Origin of the sequence: Ramlibacter tataouinensis TTB310, from assembly GCF_000215705.1 — a bacterium.
Lineage (GTDB): Bacteria > Pseudomonadota > Gammaproteobacteria > Burkholderiales > Burkholderiaceae_C > Ramlibacter > Ramlibacter tataouinensis.
In genome coordinates this window covers 2,720,482-2,743,323 of sequence record NC_015677.1, presented here as the reverse complement: position 1 = coordinate 2,743,323, position 22,842 = coordinate 2,720,482, and the positions used below count along the sequence as shown (strand labels likewise).

The 22,842-nt window shown below is 67.3% G+C and carries 24 protein-coding genes and 1 pseudogene; 15 read left to right on the top strand and 10 right to left on the bottom strand.

Features of this window, described 5'->3' with window-relative positions; translation table 11 throughout:
• Positions 1-13: 13 nt before the first annotated feature.
• The 7 genes from RTA_RS13155 to RTA_RS13130 are packed head-to-tail and all read right to left on the bottom strand — an operon-like array spanning position 14 to position 5,637.
• On the bottom strand, positions 14-787 hold the full coding sequence (locus RTA_RS13155) for an MBL fold metallo-hydrolase (protein ID WP_013901902.1): 774 nt from the start codon (positions 785-787) through the stop codon (positions 14-16).
• A 51-nt stretch (positions 788-838) separates the two neighbouring features.
• Complete coding sequence (bamC, locus tag RTA_RS13150; RefSeq protein ID WP_013901901.1) at positions 839-1,915, bottom strand: NlpB/DapX family lipoprotein; 1,077 nt, start codon at positions 1,913-1,915, stop codon at positions 839-841.
• A gap of 29 nt (positions 1,916-1,944) precedes the next feature.
• Positions 1,945-2,832 (bottom strand): 4-hydroxy-tetrahydrodipicolinate synthase, encoded by an 888-nt coding sequence (gene dapA / locus RTA_RS13145; protein ID WP_041675547.1) that lies wholly within the window; start codon positions 2,830-2,832, stop codon positions 1,945-1,947.
• Between the two features lie 32 nt (positions 2,833-2,864).
• Positions 2,865-3,398 (bottom strand): class I SAM-dependent methyltransferase, encoded by a 534-nt coding sequence (locus tag RTA_RS13140; RefSeq protein ID WP_013901899.1) that lies wholly within the window; start codon positions 3,396-3,398, stop codon positions 2,865-2,867.
• Between the two features lie 11 nt (positions 3,399-3,409).
• On the bottom strand, positions 3,410-4,216 hold the full coding sequence (locus RTA_RS13135; protein ID WP_013901898.1) for an SDR family oxidoreductase: 807 nt from the start codon (positions 4,214-4,216) through the stop codon (positions 3,410-3,412).
• 4 nt (positions 4,217-4,220) lie between these two features.
• The gene (locus RTA_RS21010) at positions 4,221-4,361 is read right to left on the bottom strand and encodes a hypothetical protein (RefSeq protein ID WP_013901897.1); all 141 of its coding nucleotides are present in this window, start codon (positions 4,359-4,361) and stop codon (positions 4,221-4,223) included.
• Positions 4,362-4,419: 58 nt separating this feature from the next.
• The gene (locus RTA_RS13130) at positions 4,420-5,637 is read right to left on the bottom strand and encodes an MFS transporter (protein WP_041675544.1); all 1,218 of its coding nucleotides are present in this window, start codon (positions 5,635-5,637) and stop codon (positions 4,420-4,422) included.
• Between the two features lie 159 nt (positions 5,638-5,796).
• Here RTA_RS13130 and RTA_RS13125 point away from each other — a divergent pair, with 159 nt between their 5' ends.
• The 5 genes from RTA_RS13125 to RTA_RS13105 all read left to right on the top strand — a co-directional run bounded on the left by RTA_RS13125 (position 5,797) and on the right by RTA_RS13105 (position 12,959).
• On the top strand, positions 5,797-7,764 hold the full coding sequence (locus RTA_RS13125) for a DNA topoisomerase IV subunit B (RefSeq protein ID WP_041675542.1): 1,968 nt from the start codon (positions 5,797-5,799) through the stop codon (positions 7,762-7,764).
• 7 nt (positions 7,765-7,771) lie between these two features.
• Positions 7,772-8,332: a GNAT family N-acetyltransferase gene (locus tag RTA_RS13120; protein ID WP_013901894.1), complete on the top strand. Its 561-nt coding sequence runs from the start codon at positions 7,772-7,774 to the stop codon at positions 8,330-8,332.
• An 18-nt stretch (positions 8,333-8,350) separates the two neighbouring features.
• Positions 8,351-9,517, top strand: coding sequence for a GGDEF domain-containing protein (locus RTA_RS13115; protein WP_143762976.1), 1,167 nt, complete (start codon positions 8,351-8,353; stop codon positions 9,515-9,517).
• Positions 9,518-9,545: 28 nt separating this feature from the next.
• On the top strand, positions 9,546-11,915 hold the full coding sequence (gene parC, locus RTA_RS13110; RefSeq protein ID WP_049871284.1) for a DNA topoisomerase IV subunit A: 2,370 nt from the start codon (positions 9,546-9,548) through the stop codon (positions 11,913-11,915).
• Positions 11,916-12,236: 321 nt separating this feature from the next.
• On the top strand, positions 12,237-12,959 hold the full coding sequence (locus tag RTA_RS13105) for a hypothetical protein (protein ID WP_041675538.1): 723 nt from the start codon (positions 12,237-12,239) through the stop codon (positions 12,957-12,959).
• 270 nt (positions 12,960-13,229) lie between these two features.
• Here RTA_RS13105 and RTA_RS13100 read toward each other — a convergent pair.
• Positions 13,230-14,285, bottom strand: a pseudogene (locus tag RTA_RS13100) (IS110 family RNA-guided transposase).
• Positions 14,286-14,458: 173 nt separating this feature from the next.
• On the opposite strand from RTA_RS13100, the gene RTA_RS13095 reads away from it, so the two are divergent.
• A complete protein-coding gene (locus RTA_RS13095; RefSeq protein WP_143762975.1) occupies positions 14,459-14,851 on the top strand; it encodes a hypothetical protein in 393 nt (130 codons plus the stop codon).
• A gap of 102 nt (positions 14,852-14,953) precedes the next feature.
• Here the strand turns inward: RTA_RS13095 and RTA_RS13090 are convergent, their stop codons facing one another.
• Positions 14,954-16,249, bottom strand: coding sequence for a hypothetical protein (locus tag RTA_RS13090; protein WP_013901888.1), 1,296 nt, complete (start codon positions 16,247-16,249; stop codon positions 14,954-14,956).
• Positions 16,250-16,781: 532 nt separating this feature from the next.
• Between RTA_RS13090 and RTA_RS13085 the strand changes: the two genes are divergently transcribed.
• From RTA_RS13085 to RTA_RS13060, 9 genes are all read left to right on the top strand, one after another.
• Positions 16,782-17,210 carry a hypothetical protein gene (locus tag RTA_RS13085; RefSeq protein ID WP_143762974.1) on the top strand — a complete coding sequence of 143 codons (429 nt, stop codon included), beginning with the start codon at positions 16,782-16,784 and terminating at the stop codon, positions 17,208-17,210.
• A 33-nt stretch (positions 17,211-17,243) separates the two neighbouring features.
• Positions 17,244-17,981: a hypothetical protein gene (locus RTA_RS20765; RefSeq protein ID WP_143762973.1), complete on the top strand. Its 738-nt coding sequence runs from the start codon at positions 17,244-17,246 to the stop codon at positions 17,979-17,981.
• Between the two features lie 190 nt (positions 17,982-18,171).
• Entirely contained in the window at positions 18,172-18,486 is a 315-nt protein-coding gene (locus tag RTA_RS20360; protein WP_013901887.1) for a transcriptional regulator, read from the top strand.
• Positions 18,479-18,778: a helix-turn-helix domain-containing protein gene (locus tag RTA_RS20355; protein WP_081466275.1), complete on the top strand. Its 300-nt coding sequence runs from the start codon at positions 18,479-18,481 to the stop codon at positions 18,776-18,778. Before RTA_RS20360 ends, RTA_RS20355 begins: the two co-directional genes overlap by 8 nt.
• Positions 18,779-19,042: 264 nt before the next feature.
• A complete protein-coding gene (locus RTA_RS20760; RefSeq protein WP_013901886.1) occupies positions 19,043-19,411 on the top strand; it encodes a hypothetical protein in 369 nt (122 codons plus the stop codon).
• Positions 19,412-19,472: 61 nt separating this feature from the next.
• The gene (locus tag RTA_RS13075; protein WP_041675533.1) at positions 19,473-19,700 is read left to right on the top strand and encodes a hypothetical protein; all 228 of its coding nucleotides are present in this window, start codon (positions 19,473-19,475) and stop codon (positions 19,698-19,700) included.
• Positions 19,701-19,731: 31 nt separating this feature from the next.
• Positions 19,732-20,028 carry a YciI family protein gene (locus tag RTA_RS13070; RefSeq protein WP_013901884.1) on the top strand — a complete coding sequence of 99 codons (297 nt, stop codon included), beginning with the start codon at positions 19,732-19,734 and terminating at the stop codon, positions 20,026-20,028.
• A 119-nt stretch (positions 20,029-20,147) separates the two neighbouring features.
• Positions 20,148-21,002, top strand: coding sequence for a DUF1295 domain-containing protein (locus RTA_RS13065; protein WP_013901883.1), 855 nt, complete (start codon positions 20,148-20,150; stop codon positions 21,000-21,002).
• Positions 21,003-21,042: 40 nt separating this feature from the next.
• Complete coding sequence (locus tag RTA_RS13060; RefSeq protein WP_013901882.1) at positions 21,043-22,197, top strand: SAM-dependent methyltransferase; 1,155 nt, start codon at positions 21,043-21,045, stop codon at positions 22,195-22,197.
• On the opposite strand, the gene RTA_RS13055 is transcribed toward RTA_RS13060, so the two are convergent.
• Complete coding sequence (locus tag RTA_RS13055; protein ID WP_013901881.1) at positions 22,194-22,649, bottom strand: RidA family protein; 456 nt, start codon at positions 22,647-22,649, stop codon at positions 22,194-22,196. The two genes, RTA_RS13060 and RTA_RS13055, sit on opposite strands and share 4 nt — an antisense overlap.
• Positions 22,650-22,842 lie beyond the last annotated feature (193 nt).

Below are 22,842 nucleotides of genomic sequence, written 5' to 3'. Positions count from 1 at the left end.
TGGCGCCGCGCCGTCAGGCCGCCAGCCAGGCGCTGCCGCTGCCGCCGTCGGCGACGTGGATCTCGGCGCCGCTGCCCAGCGCATCGAGCATGGCCCGGTGCGCCAGCTCGGGCCGGTTGTTCTGCTCGCTCAGGTGCGCTGCCACCACCTGGCGCAGGCCCTGCGGGTGCAGCGCCTGCGCGATCGCGCCCGCCGCCGCGTTGGACAGATGGCCCCAGTCGCCGCCCACCCGGCGCTTGAGGAAGGCGGGGTAGGGCGACACGGCCAGCAGCTCGGTGTCGTGGTTGCACTCCAGCACCAGGGTGCGGCAGCCGTCCAGCTGGTCCATCACATGGGCCGATGCATGGCCCAGGTCGGTCAGCAGGCCCAGGCGCACGGCGCCGTCGCTGCAGCACAGCTGCAGCGGTTCGCGCGCGTCATGCGGCACGGTGAAGGGCTCCAGCCGCAGCGCCCCCAGGTCGATGGGCTCGGCGTCCGCCGCGATGCGCAGCAGCCCGCCGAAATCCGGTTCGCCCAGCGCCAGGTAGGTGCCCCGGCTCATCCAGACGGGGATGCGTTCGCGCAGCGCCAACTGGCGCGCGCAGCCGATGTGGTCGCCGTGCTCGTGGGTGACGAAGATGCCGTCCAGCTGCTCGGCCAGCATGCCGGCCGCCGCCAGGCGCGCATCCAGCTGCTTGAGGCCCAGCCCGCAGTCCACCAGCAGGTGGGTCAGCTGGCTGCCGCCGCGCGCCTGCACGACGGTGGCGTTGCCGGTGCTGCCGCTGCCCAGGCTTTTGAAACGAAGCATCCGTCCAAGGTCGAGGCGGATGGCGCGGCCACCAGCCCCGGTTTCACCTGTTTACCTGATGTCGTCGGCGATCACCTGCACGATGCGCTGGGCGTTGGCCGAGGCCTCGGGCGCGCCGTTGGCATTGAGCACCGACACCGTGGTGGAATCGCCTGCGCTCTTGAGGTTGATGCGGTACTTGATCGGCGCGGCCACCTTCTCCGGGCCGCTGAACAGCTTGCCGAAGAAGCCCTTCTCCTGCCGGTCCGGGTTGGGTTCCACGTAGCGCACGAAGTAGGTGCCCTGGCTGCGGTCGCGGTCCTCGACGGTGAAGCCGGTGCGGTCCAGCGTCAGGCCGACGCGGCGCCAGGCGCGGTCGAAGCCCTCGTCGATCTGCACTACGGGCGCCTCGCCGACGCTGGCCACGCGGGCGATGGGCTTGGCGGCGGCGGTGGCGACCAGGGCCTTGCTCTGCTCCTGCGGCACGCCCAGCTTGACCATCAGGCGGCGCAGGAACTCGGTCTCCAGCTCGGGGTCGGTGGGGCGCGGCTGCCAGACGGTCTGGTCGCGCTCGCGGTTGTTGTAGACCTCGATCATGCCGCGGTGCGAGATGTAGATCTCGGTGCCGCCGGCGGGCGAGCGCTCGAGGCGGGTGCGGAAGCGGTCGCGCTCCGAGGTGGAGTAGACCGAATCGATCAGCTTGCCCAGCGCGTTCCGGATGAAGTCCTGCGGGATCTTGGCGCGGTTCTCGGCCCAGTCGGTCTCCATGATGCCCAGGTTGGCCTGGTCCAGCGTGAGCAGGAAGCCGTTCTCCTGCCAGAACTCGCGCACCGGGTTCCACAGCTGGTCGGCCGGGCGGTTGATCACCAGCCAGCGCTGGTTGCCGGCGCGCTCGATGCGCACGTCGCCGACGGTGCTGGCCGCGGTGGGCATGGACGGCGCGGCCTGGCCGATCTGGAAGCCGCTGGCCGTGACCGGCCCGCCGGGCACCTGGTAGCGCGAATCGCGCGACAGCTGGGTCAGGTCGGGCGGCACGTCCAGCGAGGGACCCTGGGTCGCGCTCTTGTAGTTGATCCTGTCGCCCTCGAGCACGGAACAGGCCGCCAGGGCGGCGCACAGGGCCAGCAGGCCCCACTTGGCGTGATGCATCATGGTTGTTTCTCTGGTAGCTGGGCCGCTCAGCCGAGCAGGCCGCAGGCCTTCAGCGCCTGCTCGACCACCGGCTGGTGGTCCGGCGCCAGCGGCGTCATCGGCAGCCGCAGCGCCGGGCCGCACAGGCCCATGCGCGCCATCGCCCACTTCACGGGGATGGGGTTGGCCTCGACGAACAGGTGGCGGTGCAGGGGCATCAGCCGGCGCTGGATTTCCATCGCGCGGTCGCGGTCGCCGGCGATGGCGGCCACGCACAGATCGTGCATCAGGCGCGGCGCCACGTTGGCGGTGACGCTCACGTTGCCCTGGCCGCCGCACAGCATCAGCGCGACGGCGGTGGGGTCGTCGCCGGAGTAGACGGCGAAGCCGCGCGGCACGTCGCGGATCAGCCACTGCGCTCGCTCGATGTTGCCGGTGGCCTCCTTGATGCCCACGATGCCCGGCACCTCGGCCAGCCGCAGCACGGTGTCGTGCTGCAGATCGGCCACGGTGCGGCCCGGCACGTTGTACAGCACGATGGGCAGGTCGCCCACCGCCTCGGCGATCGCCTTGAAGTGCAGGTACTGGCCCTGCTGGGTGGGCCGGTTGTAGTAGGGCACGACCTGCAGCTGGCAGTCGGCGCCCACCGAGCGGGCGAACTTCGCCAGGGACACGGCCTCGGCTGTGGAATTGGCGCCGCAGCCGGCCATGATGGGCACGCGGCCGGCGGCGTGCTCGACCGACACGCGGATGATCTCGCGGTGCTCCTCGACGCTGACGGTGGGCGATTCGCCGGTGGTGCCGACCACGCCTATGCAGTCGGTGCCTTCGGCGACGTGCCAGTCGATCAGCTTGCGCAGGCCGGGGTAGTCCACCTCGCCGTCATCGGTCATCGGGGTGGCCAGGGCCACGATGCTGCCAGTAATCGGTCTCATGGAGGGTGACGGTTGGGAACGCAGGATTCTAACTAGAGCGCATACCGGGCCGCGGGTTCCTCATCCGCCATCCGCACGGCGGCGATGCGCTGCACGAAGCGCGGCGGCGCCAGGAAGCCGTCCTCGTAGGCCACGACGCGCAGGCCGCGGCAGGCCGCCAGCAGCTCGCCCGGCTGCAGCAGGAAGTCGGGCCGCGAGGGCTTGCCCACGGTCTCGTTGCCGGCCGCGAAGGTCTCGTAGATCAGCACGCCGCCGGGCTCCACGCTGTCCACGATGGCCGGCAGCAGGGCGCGCCAGAGATAGTTGGTCACCACCACGCCGCCGAAGCGGCGGCTGGCGAAGGGCCAGGGGCCGTTCTCGATGTCGGCCTGCACCGCCTCGCCCAGCGGCGCCACGGCGGCGATCGCCTCGGGCGACCGGTCGACGCCGCTCACCGGGTGGCCGCGCCCGTGGAACCAGCGCATGTGGCGGCCCAGGCCGCAGGCCACGTCCAGCACCGGCCGGCCCGGCGGCACCAGGTGGCTCCAGCGCTGGACCCAGGGGGAAGGGGCTTCGGTTCCGTGCATGGCGCCTGGGCCTAGTAGGGCCGGACTTCGTGTTTCAGGGCCGCCAGGGCCAGGTCTTCCACCTTGCCCGGCGCGATGAGCTTGAGCCAGCGGCCGAGCCTGCCCTGGGCGGTCATCACCACCTCGCGCTGGCGGAGGTCCATGCCGCGGATGATGAGCCGGGCGCATTCCTCCACGCTCATGGCCTTGTCCTCCTTGAGCCCGCTGCTGCCCGCGGGCTCGCCGCGGGCATTGAGCCCGTGGTGGCGGATGCGCGTGGCCACCACGCCGGGGTAGGCGATGGTGACCGCCACCCCGGCCGGCTTGAGTTCGGCGCGCAGCGCCTCGAAGAAGCCGGTCATGGCGAACTTGCTGGCGCTGTAGGCGGTGCGCCCCGGCACGCCCACCAGCCCGGCCAGCGAGGACACGGCCACCAGCTGCCCGCGCGCGGCCTTCAGGTGCGGCAGCGCCGCGTGGGTGCACCAGACGCTGCCCCACAGGTTGACGCGCATCAGGTCCTCATACCAGTGCAGGTCCTCGGCGCGCACCTGCTCCAGCAGGGCCTGGGCCGAGATGCCGGCATTGTTCACCAGGGCGTCGAGCCGGCCGAAGCGCGCCACCGCCGCGTCGATCAGGGCGCGGCACTGCGCCTCCAGGGCCACGTCGGTGGGCACAGCCAGCACCGGCGCGTCGGCGCGCTCGCACTGCGCCGCCACCGCGGCCAGCCTGTCGGCATTGCGCGCCGCCAGGACCAGGGAGACGCCGCCTCGCGCGGCCAGCTGGCGCGCCATCTCGGCGCCGATGCCGTCGGAGGCACCGGTGATCACGCAGGTTTTCATCGGTTCAGTTGAAGCAGGCCCAGACCTGGTCGGCCAGTGTCACCATGACCGCGGGCTGCGTGTACAGGGCAAACACCGCCGCCAAGGCGGCCGCGACCGCGCCCCAGGCCAGCAGCTTGCGGGTGCGCGGCGCCATGGGAGTCATTGGACAACCTCCGCCCTGCGGGCTGCGGTGCCATGAGCCTTCGGAACGGCCGGGCGGCTCATGCCGCCTGGGGCATGGGCTGCCGGCGGATCGGCGCCTCGCGCACCGGCAGGTTGACGATGGCGGCAAACACGCCCAGGGCGATGGCGAGCCACCAGACGATGTCGTAGCTGCCGGTGCGGTCGTACAGCAGGCCACCCAGCCACACGCCCATGAAGGAGCCGATCTGGTGGCTGAAGAACACGAAGCCGCTGAGCATGGACAGGTGGGCCACGCCGAAGATGCCCGCCACCGCCGCGTTGGTGACCGGCACCGTGGACAGCCACAGCAGTCCCATGACCGCCGAGAACAGGTACACCGACATCGGCGACAGCGGCGCCCACAGGAAGGCGGCAATGGCCACGGAGCGCGCCAGGTAGATGAACGCCAGGATCTTGCGTTTGGCCAGCTTCTGGCCCAGCGAGCCGGCGATGTAGGTGCCGAACACGTTGAACAGGCCGATCAGCGCCAGCGCGTAGCTGGCCACCTGGGGCGACAGGCCCTTGTCCTTGAGGTAGCTGGGCATGTGCACGCCGATGAACACCACCTGGAAGCCGCAGACGAAGTAGCCGGCCATCAGCAGCTGGAAGCTGGGGTACCTGAAGGCCTCGCGCAGCGCCTGGGCGATGGTCTGCTCGCGCACCGGGGCGCCGCCGCCGGCGAAGCCCGGCTCGCGCACGCCCAGGGCGAGGGGGGCGATCAGCAGCACCGCCGCGGCCAGCACCAGCAGCGCCTGCTGCCAGCCCAGGCCGGAGATCAGGAAGCCTTCCACCGGCACCATGAGGAACTGGCCGAACGAGCCGGCGGCCGCCGCCACGCCCATCGCCCACGACCGCTTGGCCGGATCGATCTGCCGGCCGATGATCCCGTAGATGACCGCGTAGGTCGTGCCGGCCTGGGCCGCGCCGATCAGCACGCCGGCCGTCAGCGCGAACAGCAGCGCGTTGGGCGACAGCGCCATGCCGGCCAGGCCCAGGGCGTACAGCACGGCGCCGCCGACCAGCACGCGGGAGGCGCCGAAGCGGTCGGCCAGCATGCCGGCGAAGATGCCGAAGCAGCCCCAGGCCAGGTTCTGGATGGCGATGGCGAAGGCGAAGGTCTCGCGCGTCCAGCCCTGGGCCTGGGTGATGGGCTGCAGCCACAGGCCGAAGCCGTGGCGGATGCCCATGGACAGGGTGACGATGGCGGCGCCGCAGGCGAGCACCTGGGCCATGGACAGTTTGGGCGCGGAAGACATCCGGCGACTGTAGCGAAAGCGGCGGCGCACCGACTGTCGCGCCCGGGGCGGCATTCATGAAACTTTGGACACGGATTGATGAGACCGTGGCATGCACGCCGCAGATGCTGTAATTTCATCCAGTTTCCCGGCCGAGCCATGACTACAATCCGCGCTCGCATGGCGACCAAACCTTCCACCGAGTATTCCGAGGGCTCGATCCGCGTGCTCAAGGGCCTGGAGCCCGTCAAGCAGCGGCCGGGCATGTACACGCGCACCGACAACCCCCTGCACATCGTGCAGGAGGTGCTGGACAACGCCGCCGACGAGGCCCTGGCCGGGCACGGCAAGCGCATCAAGGTCACGCTGCATGCCGACGGCTCGGTCAGCGTCGAGGACGACGGCCGGGGCATCCCGTTCGGCCTGCACCCCGAGGAGAAGGCGCCGGTCATCGAGCTGGTGTTCACCCGGCTGCACGCCGGCGGCAAGTTCGACAAGGGCAAGGGCGGCGCCTACAGCTTCTCCGGCGGCCTGCACGGCGTGGGCGTGTCGGTGACCAACGCCCTGGCCAAGCGGCTGGAGGTGACCAGCCACCGGGAGGGCCAGGTCGCGACGCTGGTGTTCTCGGGCGGCGACGTGATCGAGCGGCTCAGGCTGCGCAAGGCCGGCGAGGGCGACCGGCGCCAGGGCACCACGGTGCGCGTCTGGCCCGACGGCAAGTACTTCGAATCCTCCCAGCTGCCGATGGCCGAGCTGGCCCACCTGCTGCGCAGCAAGGCCGTGCTGATGCCCGGCGTCACCGTGTCCCTGGTCAACGAGAAGGCCAAGGAAACCCAGACCTGGCAGTACAAGGGCGGTCTGCGCGACTACCTGATGCAGACGCTGACGGCCGACCCGGTGATCCCGCTGTTCGAGGGCGAGGGCTTCGCCGACAGCAACGAGACCTTCGCCGAGGGCGAGGGCGCCCAGTGGTGCGTGGCCTTCACCGAGGACGGCGCGCCGGTGCGCGAGAGCTACGTCAACCTCATCCCGACCAGCGCCGGCGGCACGCACGACAGCGGCCTGCGCGACGGGCTGTTCAACGCCGTCAAGAGCTTCATCGAGCTGCATTCGCTGCTGCCCAAGGGCGTCAAGCTGCTGCCCGAGGACGTGTTCGCCCGGGCTTCCTACGTGCTCAGCGCCAAGGTGCTGGACCCGCAGTTCCAGGGCCAGATCAAGGAAAGGCTGAATTCGCGCGACGCGGTGCGGCTGGTGTCCAGCTTCGTGCGCCCGGCGCTGGAGCTGTGGCTCAACCAGCACGTGGACTACGGCAGGAAGCTGGCCGAACTGGCGATCAAGGCGGCGCAGACGCGCCAGAAGGCCGGCCAGAAGGTCGAGAAGCGCAAGGGCTCGGGCGTGGCCGTGCTGCCGGGCAAGCTCACGGACTGCGAAAGCCGCGACATCGGCCACAACGAGGTGTTCCTGGTCGAGGGCGACTCGGCTGGCGGCAGCGCCAAGATGGGCCGCGACAAGGAGTGCCAGGCCGTGCTGCCGCTGCGCGGCAAGGTGCTCAACACCTGGGAGGTGGAGCGCGACCGCCTGTTCGCCAACACCGAGATCCACGACATCGCCGTGGCCATCGGCGTGGACCCGCACGGCCCCAACGACACGCCCGACCTGTCGGGCCTGCGCTACGGCAAGGTCTGCATCCTGTCCGATGCCGACGTGGACGGCTCGCACATCCAGGTGCTGCTGCTGACGCTGTTCTTCCGCCACTTCCCCAAGCTGATCGACACCGGCCACGTGTACGTGGCGCGGCCGCCGCTGTTCCGGGTGGACACGCCGGCGCGCGGCAAGAAGCCGGCCGGCAAGCAGTACGCGCTGGACGAGGGCGAGCTCACCGCCATCCTGGACAAGCTGCGCAAGGAGGGCGTCAAGGAAGGCGCCTGGAGCATCAGCCGCTTCAAGGGCCTGGGCGAGATGAGCGCCGAGCAGCTGTGGGAGACCACGCTCAACCCCGACACCCGGCGCTTGCTGCCGGTGCAGCTGGGCAGGTTCGACTTCTCCGGCACCGAGAGCCTGATCACCAAGCTCATGGGCAAGGGCGAGGCCGCCGCGCGCCGCGAGCTGATGGAGCTGCACGGCGACGCGGTAGAAATCGACATCTAGGCCCCGCATGACACCGGCCGACCCCGCATCAGTACCCCGCGACGCCGTGCCTGCCCGCGTGCGCCTGCGGCCCACCATGCAGAGCGACCTCGAGTACGTGGTCTCGCTGGAGCAGGACCCGGCCAACCTGCCGTACATCACGCCCTGGGAGCGCACGCAGCACGAGGCCGCGATCCGCTTCCCGGACTTCCGGCACTTCATCATCGAGAGCGGCGACGCGCTGGCCTCGGCCGGCTTCCTGATCCTGATCGGCTGCAAGAGCCCGCACCAGTCGCTGGAGCTCAAGCGCATGGTGGTGCAGGCCCAGGGCGGCGGCGTGGGCCGTGCCGCCCTGCGCTACGCCAAGAAGGTGGCCTTCGACGACCTGGGCGCGCACCGCTTCTGGCTGGACGTGAAGGTTCGCAACACGCGAGCCAAGGCGCTGTACGACAGCGAGGGCTTCGTGGTCGAGGGCACCTTGCGCGAATCGGTGCGCACGCAGGACGGCTTCACCTCCCTCATCGTCATGTCCATGCTGCAGCCCGAGTTCCTGGCGCGCCGCGCGCAGGCGCTGGAGCTGCCCGCGTGAGGCGGGCCGTGGTGCACCGTGGATGAGGTCACCCGCGCCATGGGCCTGCACGAGCCGGTGCAGTGGGTGGCGCTGGGCGTGTTCGCCGGCGCGCTGGTGCTGCTGGTCTGCCTGAGCGTGGTGCTGGCCAACGTCTACCGCGAGCGGCCGCTGCTGCTGCATGCGGCGGCGACCACCCTGGGCGTGCTGGCCCTGCAGCTGTACGTGGGCGGGCAGCGCGACGTCGCCCAGGCCGCCCTGGTGCTGCTGCTGGCGGTGGCGGGCCTGCAGCTGCGCGACCTGACCCACCACGTGGGGGCCTTGCGGGGATTGCGCCCCTGGCTGCTGGGCATCTGCATCGCGGTCCTGCCGGCGCTGGCGCTGGCCATGGGCGCCATGGGCTGGGAGCTGTGGCTGTGGCCGCCGGCGCTGGCCGCTGCGGGCGGCATGAGCCTGCTGATGCTGCTGCGCGCCTGGCGGCAGAGCCGGCCCTGGATCTGGTGGCTGGCCGCCGGCCTGGCCGCGCTGGCGGCGGCCGCCGGCGAGGCCGCCTGGCACGGCGCCGACATGGGCCGCGGCACCGAGGTGCTGACGCTGGGCGGCTGGCTGGCCCTGTGGTCGGCGCTGGTGTTCCTGGCCACGCTCTGGCGCAGCCGGCTGTTCGGCGAGAACCGCGTGCGTTCGGACGCGCGCAACCGGCAGGACCCGCTGACCGGACTGGCCACCCCGCTGGTGCTGGCCGAGCGCGTGAACGCCGCGCGCCTGATGATGAAGCGCTACCGCCACCCCAGCGTGCTGCTGCTGGTGCACATCGAGGACCTGAGCCGCCTCGCGACCGAGCTGGGGTCCGAGGTGGCCGGGTCGGCGGTGGTGGAGGCTGCGGCGCGCATCCGCGGCGCCATGGGCGATGGAGACGTCGCCGCGCGCCTGGGCCCGGTGCGCATCGCCGTGCTGGCCGAGGGCGCCTCGGTGCCCGAGGCCACGGCCAACATCGCCAGCCGCATCCTGGTGGCCGGCCTCAAGGAGCCGCTGCGCATGGCGCTGACCGAGTTCCTGCGCTTTCGCATCGTGCTGTGCGCCGTGCCGGTGGAGGACGTGCCGGCGGCCACCCTGCTGCAGCGGCTGTCCAGCCGCATGGACGAGCAGCTGGTGGCCGGCGGCGAGCGCCGCATCCATGCGCTGGCCCCGGAAGAGCTGCGGCGATAGACCTCCTTTTTTCCGTTTTCGCGATCCCATGGAACAAGACCTCATCACCCTCGGCAGCGGCAGCGGCGGCGACGGCCCCGACGATTCGCAGCTGGACCTGGCCACCTACGCCCAGCGCGCCTACCTGGAGTACGCGCTCAGCGTGGTCAAGGGCCGCGCGCTGCCCGACGTGGCCGACGGCCAGAAGCCGGTGCAGCGGCGCATCCTGTACTCGATGGCGCGCATGGGCCTGGGCTTCGCCGGCGCGGGCGGCGCCAAGCCGGTCAAGAGCGCGCGCGTGGTCGGCGACGTGCTGGGCCGCTTCCATCCGCACGGCGACCAGGCCGCCTACGACGCGCTGGTGCGAATGGCGCAGGACTTCAGCCAGCGCTACCCGCTGATCGACGGCCAGGGCAACTTCGGCAGCCGCGACGGCGACGGCGCGGCGGCCATGCGCTACACCGAGGCGCGCCTGGCGAAGATCACCAACCTGCTGCTGGACGAGATCGACGAGGGCACGGTGGACTTCGTGCCCAACTACGACGGCAGCACCCAGGAGCCGACCCAGCTGCCGGCGCGGCTGCCGTTCACACTGCTCAACGGCGCCAGCGGCATCGCCGTCGGCCTGGCCACCGAGATCCCCAGCCACAACCTGCGCGAGGTGGCGGACGCCTGCGTGGCGCTGATCAAGAACGCCCAGCTCGGCGACGACGAGCTGTTCGCCCTGGTGCCCGGCCCGGACTACCCCGGCGGCGGCCAGGTGATCAGCAGCGCCGCCGACATCGCCGAGGCCTACCGCACCGGCCGCGGCTCGCTCAAGGTGCGCGCCCGCTGGAAGATCGAGGAGCTGGCGCGCGGCCAGTGGCAGCTGGTGGTGAACGAGCTGCCGCCGGGCGTGAGCACCCAGCGCGTGCTGGAGGAGATCGAGGAGCTCACCAACCCCAAGGTCAAGGCCGGCAAGAAGGCGCTGCTGCAGGAGCAGCTGCAGCTCAAGCAGACCGTGCTGGCCGTGCTGGACGCGGTGCGCGACGAGTCCAGCAAGGACGCGCCGGTGCGCCTGGTGTTCGAGCCCAAGACCAGCCGCATCGAGCAGAAGGAGCTGATCGCCACGCTGCTGGCGCACACCAGCCTGGAGACCTCGGCGCCGATCAACCTGACCATGGTGGGCCTGGACGGCCGGCCGGTGCAGAAGTCGCTGCGGCAGATGCTCACCGAGTGGATAGCGTTCCGCCAGCGCACCATCGAGCGGCGCTCGCGGCACCGCCTGGACAAAGTGCTGGACCGCATCCACATCCTGGAGGGCCGGCAGCTGGTGCTGCTGAACATCGACGAGGTGATCGCCATCATCCGCGCCAGCGACGAGCCGAAACAGGCGCTGATCGCGCGGTTCAAGCTCACCGAGCGCCAGGCCGAGGACATCCTGGAGATCCGCCTGCGCCAGCTGGCGCGGCTGGAGGCCATCAAGATCGAGCAGGAGCTCAAGGAGCTGCGCGAGGAGCAGAAGAAGCTGGAGGAGATCCTGGGCAGCCCGGCCGCGCTGCGCCGGCTGATGGTCAAGGAGATCGAATCCGACGCCAAGACGTTCGCCGATGCGCGCCGCACGCTGATCCAGGCCGAGAAGCGCGCCGTGGCCGAGGTCAGGGTGATCGACGAGCCGGTCACGGTGGTGGTCTCGCAGAAAGGCTGGGTGCGCGCGCGCCAGGGCCACGGCCACGAGGCCGCCAGCTTCGCCTTCAAGGCCGGCGACGGCCTGTACGGCACCTTCGAGTGCCGCACCGTGGATGCGCTGCTGGCCTTCGGCAGCAACGGGCGCATCTACTCCATCCCAGTCGCCACGCTGCCCGGCGCCCGGGGCGACGGCCAGCCGGTCACCAGCTACATCGACCTGGAGTCCGGCACCCAGATCGTCCACTACTTCGCGGGCAGCGCGGGCGCCTGGCTGCTGCTGTCCAACTCGGGCGGCTATGGCTTCCTGGCGACGGTGGAGAACATGATGTCGCGCCAGCGCGGCGGCAAGGCCTTCATCAACTGCGCGGCCGGCGAGATGATCTGCCGGCCGTCGCCGGCCAACGTGGCGCCGCCGGGCGGCCAGCCCGTCGCGGGCCTGTACGCGCCGGCCACGCACGTGGCCTGCGCCTCGACGGCCGGGCGCATCCTGACCTTTGAAATCGGCGAACTGAAGGCGCAGGCCGCCGGTGGCCGCGGCCTGATGCTGATCGACCTGGAGCCCAAGGACACGCTGGCCGGCGCCGCAGCCTACACGCGCAGCGTGAAGATCAGCGGGGTGGGGCGGACAGGGAAGGAGCGCGAAGAGACGCTGGAGATCCGCAGCTTGAACAATGCCAGGCAGGGCCGCGGGCGCAAGGGGAAGGTGGCGGACCTGGGGTTCAAGCCGCTGGGGGTGGAGCGGGTGGAGTAGGGAGTACCCGCCGCCAGTCGTGTGGCGCTGGCGGCACGCTTGCTGCCTTTGTCGTGGCTGATAACGCCGCGGCCCGAGGGCGGCAGCTGGCAAACCCGCGCCGACTCTGGTGATTCGGCTTTGTGCGCAGTCCTGATACATGGACAGCACCGATGTTATCGGTCGGTTTTGCTGGGTAACCGGCGGCCGTCTTTTGCGGAAAGAGGATGACCACGACGGTTTGCTGTGCTAGAACAAGCACTTAGACAAGCGGGGAGGGAACGGCAGGTGAATTGGCAGCCATGTTATCGGTCAGCTTTGACCGCTACATCACGTTAGACGATGCAGCGCCTTCCAATCCGTACGCACGTAGTCGTCGCGATCGAGCTTCTCGCCGGGTTGGCCACCTTGGTCCTTGTTGCTCTTTGGCTGCGTGAGCCGAAAGGTCCTTACGAACCCTACTTGGCTTCCGCCGGCGCGGTGTTCGCGGTTACGGAGATTTATCGCCGGTATGAAGGGCGCTTGTTCAAGACCGAGGGGGTTGAACGTACTCCGTCGGAACGAGTTCGCCATCACGAGGCGCTTCGTGTGCAATTCCGCGAGGAGATCGACCGCTGCCGCGCCGAAGATCTCCGGAAAGACGTGATCATCCGTCACGTGAATCGACTCGACGATTACCCGAACGCGAAGGAACGGCCCGGCATTTCGCCTTGGTTCAAGGTAGGTCTCCTGGATACCTACCACAAGGGCATCATCGTTGGTCTCGGGTGGCACGGGATGATTGACACGCCCCAAGGACCGCGGCTCGCCGACTATGCTAAGGGCGAGAAGAGCGAGTTCACCACGATGCTCACCGGAGAAATTCCGTACGACTTCATTGAATCGATGAACGTAAGAGGCGATGAGTATTACTACCTTCCGCACATCTTCTGCCACTTTGCAAATCGCGGAGAGCCGTACGAGCGGCTCTTCTACGCCGTGAAGCAGGACATGAGACACGGACACCATTACTGGAAGGAGATCGCTTCCTACGACGAGGTGAAGCGCAATGGCCGACACGTCTAACAGGTCGTATATGGACTCCTCTCCAACGACAAGGCCTGATCACTGTTGTTGGCTTCGAAGGAAACGCCTGCGGTCGTATATCCGGCATCGTGTGTGGGCTGCGTGAGCCCGTGCCGTCATGGGTTCCGCGTGGTAGGAGGCAGCGCCAAACGATCGAGCGGCTTGCGAGCAGCCGGACGTGTTATCGGCGTCAACACATCCTGGGGTTCGTCCCTGTTGGCCATGAGGGGCAATCAGTCCTTGGCAAGCGAGAAGAGGTCAGAAGGAGCGTCAGTCGGCTGTCTTGCAGGCTCGACGCTCGTCGAACGGCTGCCCCGAGCGCAGCGTCGCAAAGCAGATGCGCGCCAGCTTGTTAGCCAGCGCACAGGTGGCCTTGTTCTGGTTGGTGCGCTGGCGCACCGCGAGCCCCCAGGCACGCAAGCCGGTGCAGGTGCGACCGGCGCTTTGCGCGCGCGAAGCCGCCTGCAGAACGCTGCGCGCGCCGTGCGTGAGCAGGGTGCGCAGGTAGCGGTCGCCCGCACGCGTGATCGCACCCAGCCGGCGGGTCTGTCCCGAGCTGTGCTCCCTAGGCGTCAAGCCAAGCCACGCGGCCAGCTGGCGCCCATTGCGGAAGTGGCCGACATCAGTGCCGATGGCTGCCACAAGAGCGGTGGCGGTCAGCAGCCCTACGCCGGGAATCGACAGCAGCAGCTGGCAAGCGGGGCTGTGGCGCGCGATCTGCGCGAGCTCGCGCTCGAGCTGCGCGATGCGTTGGTGCAGTTGCGTGAGCTCCTCCAGCAGCATCGACATGGCCGGCCGAAGAATGGAGGGCAGTGCCGAGGCGGGGTCGGCCACCAGGCGCGAGATCGCGTGCAGGCCAGCTCTGGCGCCGACCGTCACGGCAAGGCCGAACTCGCGGCAGAACCCGCGCAGGGCGTTGATGCGCTGCACGCGCGTGGCCATCCACTGGGTGCGCGTGCGGTGCAGGGCCTACAGGGCTTGCTGCTCGACGGACTTGATGCGCACGTCCCGGATCTTGGGATTGCGGTGCGCTTCGAGCAGCGCCGCGCAGTCGGCCGCGTCAGTCTTGTTGCGCAGGCAGTACCGCCGCACGTGTGCCGGCGGCAACAGCCGCACCGGCAGGCCCCGACCGGTCAAGCTGCGCGCCCAGTGATGCGCCGAGCCGCATGCCTCCATGACGACCCGGTCGACCTGGCGGTTGGCGAAGAACCGCTCGAACTGCGTACGCGTGAGCCGGTGCGAGTTGGTGATGCGGCCTTGCGCATCAGCCTCAGCAACCTGGAAGACGGACTTTGCAAGATCAACGGCAACGGTTGTAGCATTCATGTCGGACTCCTTTCGTTGAAGACCTGATCCCCACGCCAATGAAGACCAGTGCGCCAATCTGGCGCGAAAAACGAGAGGAGTCCATCCCATCATTCGATACGGACGCCCAAGGGCGTCCGCCTTTCGGCTCCTGTTCTTTGGTCGCCGGTCAACTCCGACGTTAGACGCTTCCAATGAACGACACTCCTCAACAAAGCATGACCGTTGCGCTCCTCTTCATAAACACCTTCGCGTACTTCGCAGGGTCGCTGATTGCTGCCGGCGTGAATCGCTTTGCTAAACGGGAGTTGCTGCCTCGTCGAGTTATTGGTGCGCTGGTGGTAGTTTGCGTGACCGCCTTCTACCTGGCGGTCACGCTTCAGGCTATTGCGGGCGCTAAGGGGCTTGATCGACTCTCCGACTTCGACCGAAGCCGGGTGAAGAGTCAGGCCATATCTGATGCCGTCTTACCGGGAATTCTCGTCCTCGTTCCGGTTGGCATCATGGGCTGGCGCCAGCGGCGCAAGGCGAACGCCGCATCTAACAAGTCGTCCAACGCCGACGCGCAAAATGCGCGCGCGGGTTAACTCCGACGTTATGTCCACATTGTCCCCGCTCTTCTCAGAGTTGATCCGGATGGCCGCGGGCAGTTCGGATCCTGGACGACCAGAGCGACGGTGAAGGGGGGCCTAGCGTCCGCCTCCCAGCTCACGCATTTGCTCCGCGCTGACGACCTGTTCTCGAATCGGTTCACCTTTCCGGGTGAACTCAAGAAGAACTCCACCATCAGTCGTGCCGTAGCCAGAGCGGATGAAGATCATTACTCCATGCTCACTCGATCCCACTGACGTGGGGTGCTGATTTCGGGGCGCGTGCTCGGTGCGCAAGGGAATGCGGTACATCCGGTCCTCTTGCAGGCTTATCAATTCGTAGCCCACAAGACTGATGCTGGTTGACCCCCCGGAGTCCTTGCGCTCATAGCGGCTCTCGAACCAGACGCTCCTGTCGTCCGAGATGGCCCGTCGTTCCAGACTGATCCCTCGAGCGCGGAGTTGTTCTACGGACAGGACCTTCGCAGCCGGAAAGGGCTTCTCATCGACCTGGACTTCTGTCAGGCGCGCGTATCGGGGATCCGGCGCGGACTGGATCGCCTCACCAATCTTCTTGGCGATCTCGTTGCCGTCGCACAGCACATCGCGGTGCTCGTACGCGGAGCCGATCGCCAGCGTTGCAATACCGAGAGTGCGGTTCGACGGGAGCTCCTGCAATCGGTAGCTGTGCATTTCGAGCGCGCCGTTGTTGCCATTGCGCTGGACGATGGTCCTTTCGACGGAGATCCCGTGCCGGCTCTGGAGGTTGTCGACGAGTTCATAACCAATGCAATGATTCACTCGCAGCCCGAGCTTCTGCATCCAGGGCCATTTCTGAGATGGATATTCTCTGGACCAGCGGGCGAAGCCGTCGCATGATTCATGCCCGACATCCTGCAGCGTCAAACGAACGAACACGCCGGGCTGAATGCCCCAGTGCTTCGGACTTGAAGCACTCGCTGTGGGACGCTCGGGAGGCCAGCGCGTTCGACGGGTCGTCAAGCCCGTCCAATACTGTGGATCGAATGTGGTCTCCAGCGTCGCTAGCCTCCTCTCGAGCATGTAGCGAACGAAGGCGTCCACATAAGGCGGGCTCTTGCGACCCAGATAGACCACTTCCATATCGACGAACTGGGAGCTGTTGGTTTCCACGGGCTCGATGTTCGATTGGACCTTCTTGCACGAATCCTTGAACGCCGTGTTGACCTCATCGACGTCGCGCCAGTGAAGGAACAGAGGGGAAGTGAAGATCAAAAGTACGCCTGCGACCCAGGCCAGCTTGGCCGCCCAACGTTTGGGCTTGACGAGCGCGACGCAGACAAGCACCAGTGCCAGGCCCCAGTAGGCTAGCCCGATAAGGCGAAATATGTCCTTCGCCAAACCCAGTGGGTCCATTGGTAGCCCTCCTATTGTCACTCGCAATGGTATCCGGCGAAGCTCTCATTCTCTTGACACTTCGAGTTGCTTTCCTAAGATCGACTGAGGAGCCCAACGGAGGCTATCTGGCCGGGGCCGGGTATTCATGCATTCGCTTCCCCCAGGCCCACTCCGGTGGCTGGAATCCTGCCCGTCTTACTGGTAGTCTGGAGTATCGTGCGAGAACGTGAGGTGAGACATAACAGGTCGGTCGACACGGACACGTTGCGGCAGGGGCCCGCACAGTGCCGTTGGAAACAGTGCACCGTGCGGCCCCTTGCCGCAACGTGCCGGTCACCTTCACGTTAGCGGGCAAGGTCAGACCATGTCTCTATTGAGCATCTACTACGGAACCAGCGCACCATCACGCTTCAGGCGTATCGCCGTTCATTCCGGAACTGTAGGTCTTGCTCTGGTGTGTTACGGATTCTGGGCCGACTTCGCGCCGAACTCAGATTGGTACCGAATCGGGTCAACGTCGGCGTTTGTCTTGACTGGGATCGCGTTTGGAATGGCCCTGTGGGCGAACGCAAGAGGCCACCGGTTCTTCGTGAAAGGCGTGTCAGGCGCCAAGAAGGCAGCTGCCGTTCTCGTCCTACCCGCCCTTTTCTCGGGGCTAGCTTGGATAGGTGTGGTATTCGGCATGGGCGCGCTCGTTACCCAAATTTTCGGCGGGAACGTGGCCGTCGATGTCATCGCATCGAAGGCCTACAGCCCGAGTCGACGCTTCTGCGACTATCGTCTCCTGCCCCAGCTTCCTTCCCCGAGCTCCCTGGAGATTTGCATGACGGCGGAAGAGTACGGTCGGCTGCAAGTGGGAAGCGCCATCACGTTGGAGGGCACACAAACGATGCTTGGTCTTTACGTAGCGGGTTGGAAGCCCGCTAACAAGGTGGTCAACATGGACGCCCAAGGGCGTCTGCCGCTGCGCGGCTCCTGATCTTGGTCGCCGTTTACCTCTACGTTAGACCTCATGACCAAACTTGAGCAGTTCAAGTCTGCGGCCTTTGCGATCCCGATGGGCCATTGGTATCTGAAGAACGCATTCGTTCTTGCGGAACAGGCGAAGCGTTTGGAAGACGACCCGCCCGCGAATAGCTTCGTGCGCACCACACTCCACAGTTCTCACGTCACGAGCAGCCTTTTGGCAACGGCGTGCGCCCTTGAGGCAACGATCAACGAATGGTTCACATTTTCGGACGAGATCGACGTGCGACACGACGAAGCTGCAAGGTCGCGCATTCAGAAACTCTGGAGGTTGGGAATTCCTAGGACTGCGTCTTTCCAGATCTTGCAGAAGTACCAGGTTGGCCTGACCTTGGCCGGTGAGCCCCTTCTGACCGAAGGAGAGGAGCCGTATCAGAGCGCACGGCTAGTCGTCGACCTAAGAAACTGGCTGGTCCACTACGAACCGACATGGGAGCCACTCACAACTCATGAAGAGTCAGGCGAATACCCACCGCATCGATTGGTGAAGCGCTTGCGCGGGAAGTTTGCTGAGAATCCCCTATGTACGCCAGACGCGCCGTTCTGGCCATTGAAGTGTCTTGGAGCGGGGTGCGCCCTTTGGGCCGCGGAAGCTGCGACAGCCTTCTTGAACGAGTTCTTCGCGCGATGTGATCCCGAGAGCGTCCTCAGACCGGATATTCAGTCGTTAGATCGCGCGCGCGAACTCGGGAGAGCGGCTACCTGGAGGGACTATGGAAAGTGAGAACGGCGTCCGAATCGATGTGAGGTCTAACAGTTCGTTCGATACGGACACGCACCGGCAAGGCGCCGCAAGCCGTGCGCGGGAGCATACGTCTCGCGGCGCCTTGCCGGTGCGTGCCGGTCAACTCCGACGTTAGACCCTACGCAAACAGCCCTTGCTGGCTATCCGTCTTTGACGTATAGTCGCGGCAGTGTACACGCTCATTGAAACTCCCACCTTTGTTGCTGAGGCGGACAGACTGTGGAGTGAAGAGGAGCGACTGGAGTTCTTCGAATGGCTGGCGAACAACCCCGACGCTGGGGATTTGATTCCGGGCAGCGGCGGCTGTCGCAAGCTACGTTGGTCGCGTGCAGGCTCGGGAAAGCAGGGCGGAGTACGGGTCATCTACTTCAGGCGGCTTGCTGCGGGAGAAATCTGGCTGCTGCTGGTGTACGCCAAGTCCGCTCGGGACACCATCCCTGGTCATCTGCTCAAGGCAGTTCGTGAGGAGATTGAAAATGGCTAGTCGCACCGCCAAGAAGTCCGCCGGCGAGGAGCTGGGATTTAAGCTGTTGCAGTCGGTTCGTGAAATGAAAGCCGAGCAGGCAGCTCGCGTAACGAGGGTCGAACCCAACGAGGTCGCGCAAGCTCGTCAGAATTCGGGGCTGTCGCAGACTGAGTTTGCGGATGCGCTGGGAATCTCCAAGCGCACGCTCCAAGAGTGGGAACAAGGCCGGCGCTCTCCTTCCGGGGCAGCGCAAACGCTGATACGCATCGCCAAGCGCCATCCAGAGGTGGTAAGGGAGGCGCTCGGGTGAGCGTCCGGTCGAACAGGTCGATCGACACGGACGTCCAATCGAGTGCCTTTGCCCGCCTACTGTCCGCCGGTCATCTCCGACGTTAGACCTCACCTGGCACCGCTCTCATCGTGACCGCCATTCTCATTGCCGCCCGCTTCGTCTGGAGGCACACTCCGAGCTTCCGACGGATAAGTGGTGGCGGGCATGAGGTCTAACCGGTCAATCGACACGGACGCGGAGCTGGCATCGTTTTAGTCAACACCTCCACCTAAGGGATCTTCCATGAGTACGGCTCTCAAGATTGCGACATTGTTTTCGTCGATGCTCCTCCTGGTGGGTGTTGCTGGCGCGGGTTCAACGGAGCCTGCCCAGTCGTCAGGCGCTGGCAGTGTGTCCAGCGTGGTCGAACGGACGCAAGGCGCTGTCGTGCGCGGCGTCAAGGCGGCGGCCAAGGGCGTGGAGCATGGGGCCAAGGCAGCGGCCCGCGGCGTTGACCGCGGCGCCAAGGCGGCGGCCGGTGGGGTCGAACGCGGAGCCAACGCAACGGCGCGCGGCGTCACGCATGCCGCACAGGCAACCGCAAGAACGGCTGGCCGTGTCTCGGGCAAGGTCGTTGGCACGCCTGCATCGTCATCCGCAGGTGACAACTAGCAGACCTGTTTTGTGCGCAAGTAGCGCTGCCAACGCCGTTGACCGTACCTGGAGAATGGCCATGCGATCAAGCTTGAGAAGCGCGCTTCTGTCCCGATGGGCCTTCATCCCTGGTGTTGTCCTCCTGGCCGCGAGCCATGTGCTGGCCGGCCTTGTGGCGATGGCGGCCGACGACTTCGACAGGGAGCCTACCGCCATGGAGAACCTGCTCATGGCCGTCCCTGTTATCCCCTGGTCGTGGCTGCTGGTGCTGCTGGTGTTCCATTTCAAGAAATGGAGACGGGAATGAGCTCCGGGCGCACATTCCAAGGAGAGAGAGAATGCTGTTCGCAGTGATATTCACGGATAAGCCCAACCACGGCGCAGTCCGGGCGGCGAATCTGCAGGCCCACATCGATTGGCTGGAGCAGAACAGAGAGGTCATCCCGATCGGCGGCTCTCTTCGCGTCGAGCCTTCGCAGGTGCCAAAAGGGGGCCTGTGGATCGCGCAGGCGGAGTCCAAGGAGCAACTGGAGGCGTTGCTGAAGACGGATCCGTTCTACGTCGCAGGTCTCCGGCAAAGCTACGAAATCCTGCACTGGTCGAAGGCCAACGCCGGACGCAAGGTTCAAATTTAAAAGAGCGTTTGTGTCCCGACGGGCTTTCGCGCCGCAGTCTGGTAGCTACTGCGAGGTCGAACTCGCTTGATGCCTGACAGCCGCCGTCTGCAACGGCTGTTCTGATTTGGCGTTGGCGTGTGTTCGTGCGATGCTCAGCCATTGCTGAGCCGCCGACCCACCTCCTTGTGACCGCTCCCCACGCCTTCCTCCTCGCCTGGCTCGCCCTCGCGCTCCTCTTCACCGCCGTCTGGGCGGCGCAGCTGCGCACCGGCAACGCCAGCATCATCGATGCCTGGTGGGCCTGGTCGCTGGGCGGCATCGGCGTGTTCTACGCCTGGGCCAGCCCGGGTGACCTGGCCACGCGCCTTCTCGCCGGCACCATGCTGGCCGTCTGGGGCCTGCGCCTGGGCACCTACATCCACCGCCGCGGGCAGGGGCAGCCGGAGGACGGGCGCTACACCCGCCTGCGCGAGGAGCACGGCGCGCCGGCCAATGGGTGGATGCTGGGCTTCTTCCTGCTGCAGACGGTGTTCTCCATGCTGCTGTCGCTCGGACCCCTGGTCGCCATGGGGCGGATGGACCGGCCGCACGCCGCGCTGCTGGTGCTGGCGGTCGTGATCTGGATCGTTGCCGTGATCGGCGAGGCCGTCGCGGACCACCAGCTCGCCGCCTTCAAGCGCGACCCGGCCCACCGCGGCCAGGTGTGCCGCGCCGGCCTGTGGCGCTACTCGCGCCACCCCAACTACTTCTTCGAGTGCCTGCACTGGGCGGCCTACGTCCCGCTGGCCCTCGGCGCGGCCTGGGGCTGGCTGGCCCTGCTGCCACCGGCGGTCATGGCCTTCCTGCTGCTCAAGCTGTCCGGCCTGCCGGTGACGGAGGCGCAGGCAGCCCGCACGCGCCCCGGCTATGCGGAGTACATCCGCACCACCAGCGCGCTCATCCCCTGGCCGCCGCGTGCCCCCGCGGCCCTCGCCGAAACCAAAACGCTCTAGGCCGCGTAAGGCCAGGACAGCACCGACGAGGAGAACTGTCTTGGACCCGACGATCGCCGCCCGACCTGTCGAATTCGCCGCCGCCGCTGCCGCCGAACCGGCGCCACCCGGCCCCGCGCCGCTGTCCGGCCTGTCCTCCCTGCTGGTGGGCGGCATGATCGAGGCGGCCGAGCGGGCCTGGGTGCCCGACACGGCGATCCGCGCCGTGATGCGCGGCCTGATGCGCCGCCGCCTGGCCGAGGAGTGCGCGGCCGACCCGGCGGCCCGCAGCGCCCGCTTCACGCGGCTGGTGGAGGAGCTGCGGGCCAGCCCCATCGCGCGCGACACGCAGGCAGCCAACGCCCAGCACTACGAGGTGCCCTCCGAGTTCTTCCGGCTGCACCTGGGCCCGCGGCTCAAGTACTCGTCGGCCTACTTCGCCACCGGCGGCGAGACGCTGGCCGAGGCGGAGGAGGCGATGCTGGAGCTGTACGCGCAGCGCGCCGGCCTCGGCGACGGCCAGCGCATCCTGGACCTGGGCTGCGGCTGGGGCTCACTGTCGCTGTGGCTGGCCGAGCGCTTTCCCTATTCGCAGATCGTCGGGCTGTCCAACTCCCACGGCCAGCGCGGCTTCATCGAGGCGCGCGCGGCGCAGCGGGGCCTGACCAACCTGCGCATCGTCACGGCCGACGTGGCCCAGGCGCAGTTCCCGCTGCGCGGCGTGCACGCCGGCTTCGACCGCGTGGTGTCGGTCGAGATGTTCGAGCACATGAAGAACTACCGCCACCTGTTCCAGCGCGTGGCCTCGTGGATGGCGCCGCAGGGGCAGATGCTGGTGCACGTGTTCGCGCATCCAACGCTGGCCTACCACTTTGAGTCGCGCGACGCCAGTGACTGGATGGCCCGGCACTTCTTCACCGGCGGGCTCATGCCCAGCAGCGACCTGTTCCTGCACTTCCAGGAGGACCTGTGCCTGCGCCAGCGCTGGTGGATCGGCGGCCAGCACTACGAGCGCACCGCCAACGCCTGGCTGGCGGGCATGGACCGCGAGCGCGAGGCCATCCTGGCCGTCTTCCGCCGGGCCTATGGCGCAGACCAGGCCGAGCGCTGGTTCCAGCGCTGGCGCATGTTCTACATGGCCGTCGCCGAGCTGTTCGGCTTCGAGGGTGGCCGGCAGTGGGGCGTGGCCCACTACCTGTTCGACAAGCGGGGCTAGCCGACCTCGGCGATCAGCTCGATCTCGACGCAGGCGCCCATCGGGATCTGCGCAACGCCGAAGGCGCTGCGCGCATGCGCGCCCTTGTCGCCGAACACCTGGCCGAACAGCTCGCTGGCCCCGTTGGTGACCAGGTGCTGCTCGGTGAAGTCGGGCGTGGAGTTCACCAGGCTCATCAGCTTGACGATGCGCCTGACCTTGTCCAGGTCGCCCACCGCCGCGGCCAGCGTGCCCATGAGGTCGACGGCGATGGCGCGCGCGGCGGCCTTGCCTTCTTCCGTCCCCATGGTCTTGCCCAGCTGGCCCACCCAGGGCTTGCCGTCCTTCCTGGCGATGTGGCCGCTGATGAAGACCAGGTTGCCGGTGCGCACGAAGGGCACGTAGGCGGCGGCGGGCGTGGCCACCGGCGGCAGGGTGATATTGAGCTGTTTGAGCTTGTCGGCGATGCTCATGGTTTTCCCTTTCGATCTTTTGAAATAAATCCGCCGGCAAAGCTCGATAACGCTGGGACTGCAGCTATCAAGAAAGGAGCTGACGGGCCGGGGAGCGTGTCGGAATTGTAGGACGCCACCGCGTCCGCCGGCGCTCTGCCGAGAGCGCGCCGTGTAGTCTGATGCATCCACGCGCGCACCACAATGGAGTGGT

What these genes read in the sequence shown, in the direction of transcription:
- RTA_RS13155 (WP_013901902.1), bottom strand. Translation starts at nt 787, where the DNA reads ATGCTTCGTTTCAAAAGCCTGGGCAGCGGCAGCACCGGCAACGCCACC.
- bamC (WP_013901901.1), bottom strand. Translation starts at nt 1,915, where the DNA reads ATGCATCACGCCAAGTGGGGCCTGCTGGCCCTGTGCGCCGCCCTGGCG.
- dapA (WP_041675547.1), bottom strand. Translation starts at nt 2,832, where the DNA reads ATGAGACCGATTACTGGCAGCATCGTGGCCCTGGCCACCCCGATGACC.
- RTA_RS13140 (WP_013901899.1), bottom strand. Translation starts at nt 3,398, where the DNA reads ATGCACGGAACCGAAGCCCCTTCCCCCTGGGTCCAGCGCTGGAGCCAC.
- RTA_RS13135 (WP_013901898.1), bottom strand. Translation starts at nt 4,216, where the DNA reads ATGAAAACCTGCGTGATCACCGGTGCCTCCGACGGCATCGGCGCCGAG.
- RTA_RS21010 (WP_013901897.1), bottom strand. Translation starts at nt 4,361, where the DNA reads ATGACTCCCATGGCGCCGCGCACCCGCAAGCTGCTGGCCTGGGGCGCG.
- RTA_RS13130 (WP_041675544.1), bottom strand. Translation starts at nt 5,637, where the DNA reads ATGTCTTCCGCGCCCAAACTGTCCATGGCCCAGGTGCTCGCCTGCGGC.
- RTA_RS13125 (WP_041675542.1), top strand. Translation starts at nt 5,797, where the DNA reads ATGGCGACCAAACCTTCCACCGAGTATTCCGAGGGCTCGATCCGCGTG.
- RTA_RS13120 (WP_013901894.1), top strand. Translation starts at nt 7,772, where the DNA reads ATGACACCGGCCGACCCCGCATCAGTACCCCGCGACGCCGTGCCTGCC.
- parC (WP_049871284.1), top strand. Translation starts at nt 9,546, where the DNA reads ATGGAACAAGACCTCATCACCCTCGGCAGCGGCAGCGGCGGCGACGGC.
- RTA_RS13105 (WP_041675538.1), top strand. Translation starts at nt 12,237, where the DNA reads ATGCAGCGCCTTCCAATCCGTACGCACGTAGTCGTCGCGATCGAGCTT.
- RTA_RS13095 (WP_143762975.1), top strand. Translation starts at nt 14,459, where the DNA reads ATGAACGACACTCCTCAACAAAGCATGACCGTTGCGCTCCTCTTCATA.
- RTA_RS13090 (WP_013901888.1), bottom strand. Translation starts at nt 16,249, where the DNA reads ATGGACCCACTGGGTTTGGCGAAGGACATATTTCGCCTTATCGGGCTA.
- RTA_RS13085 (WP_143762974.1), top strand. Translation starts at nt 16,782, where the DNA reads ATGGCCCTGTGGGCGAACGCAAGAGGCCACCGGTTCTTCGTGAAAGGC.
- RTA_RS20765 (WP_143762973.1), top strand. Translation starts at nt 17,244, where the DNA reads ATGACCAAACTTGAGCAGTTCAAGTCTGCGGCCTTTGCGATCCCGATG.
- RTA_RS20355 (WP_081466275.1), top strand. Translation starts at nt 18,479, where the DNA reads ATGGCTAGTCGCACCGCCAAGAAGTCCGCCGGCGAGGAGCTGGGATTT.
- RTA_RS20760 (WP_013901886.1), top strand. Translation starts at nt 19,043, where the DNA reads ATGAGTACGGCTCTCAAGATTGCGACATTGTTTTCGTCGATGCTCCTC.
- RTA_RS13075 (WP_041675533.1), top strand. Translation starts at nt 19,473, where the DNA reads ATGCGATCAAGCTTGAGAAGCGCGCTTCTGTCCCGATGGGCCTTCATC.
- RTA_RS13070 (WP_013901884.1), top strand. Translation starts at nt 19,732, where the DNA reads ATGCTGTTCGCAGTGATATTCACGGATAAGCCCAACCACGGCGCAGTC.
- RTA_RS13055 (WP_013901881.1), bottom strand. Translation starts at nt 22,649, where the DNA reads ATGAGCATCGCCGACAAGCTCAAACAGCTCAATATCACCCTGCCGCCG.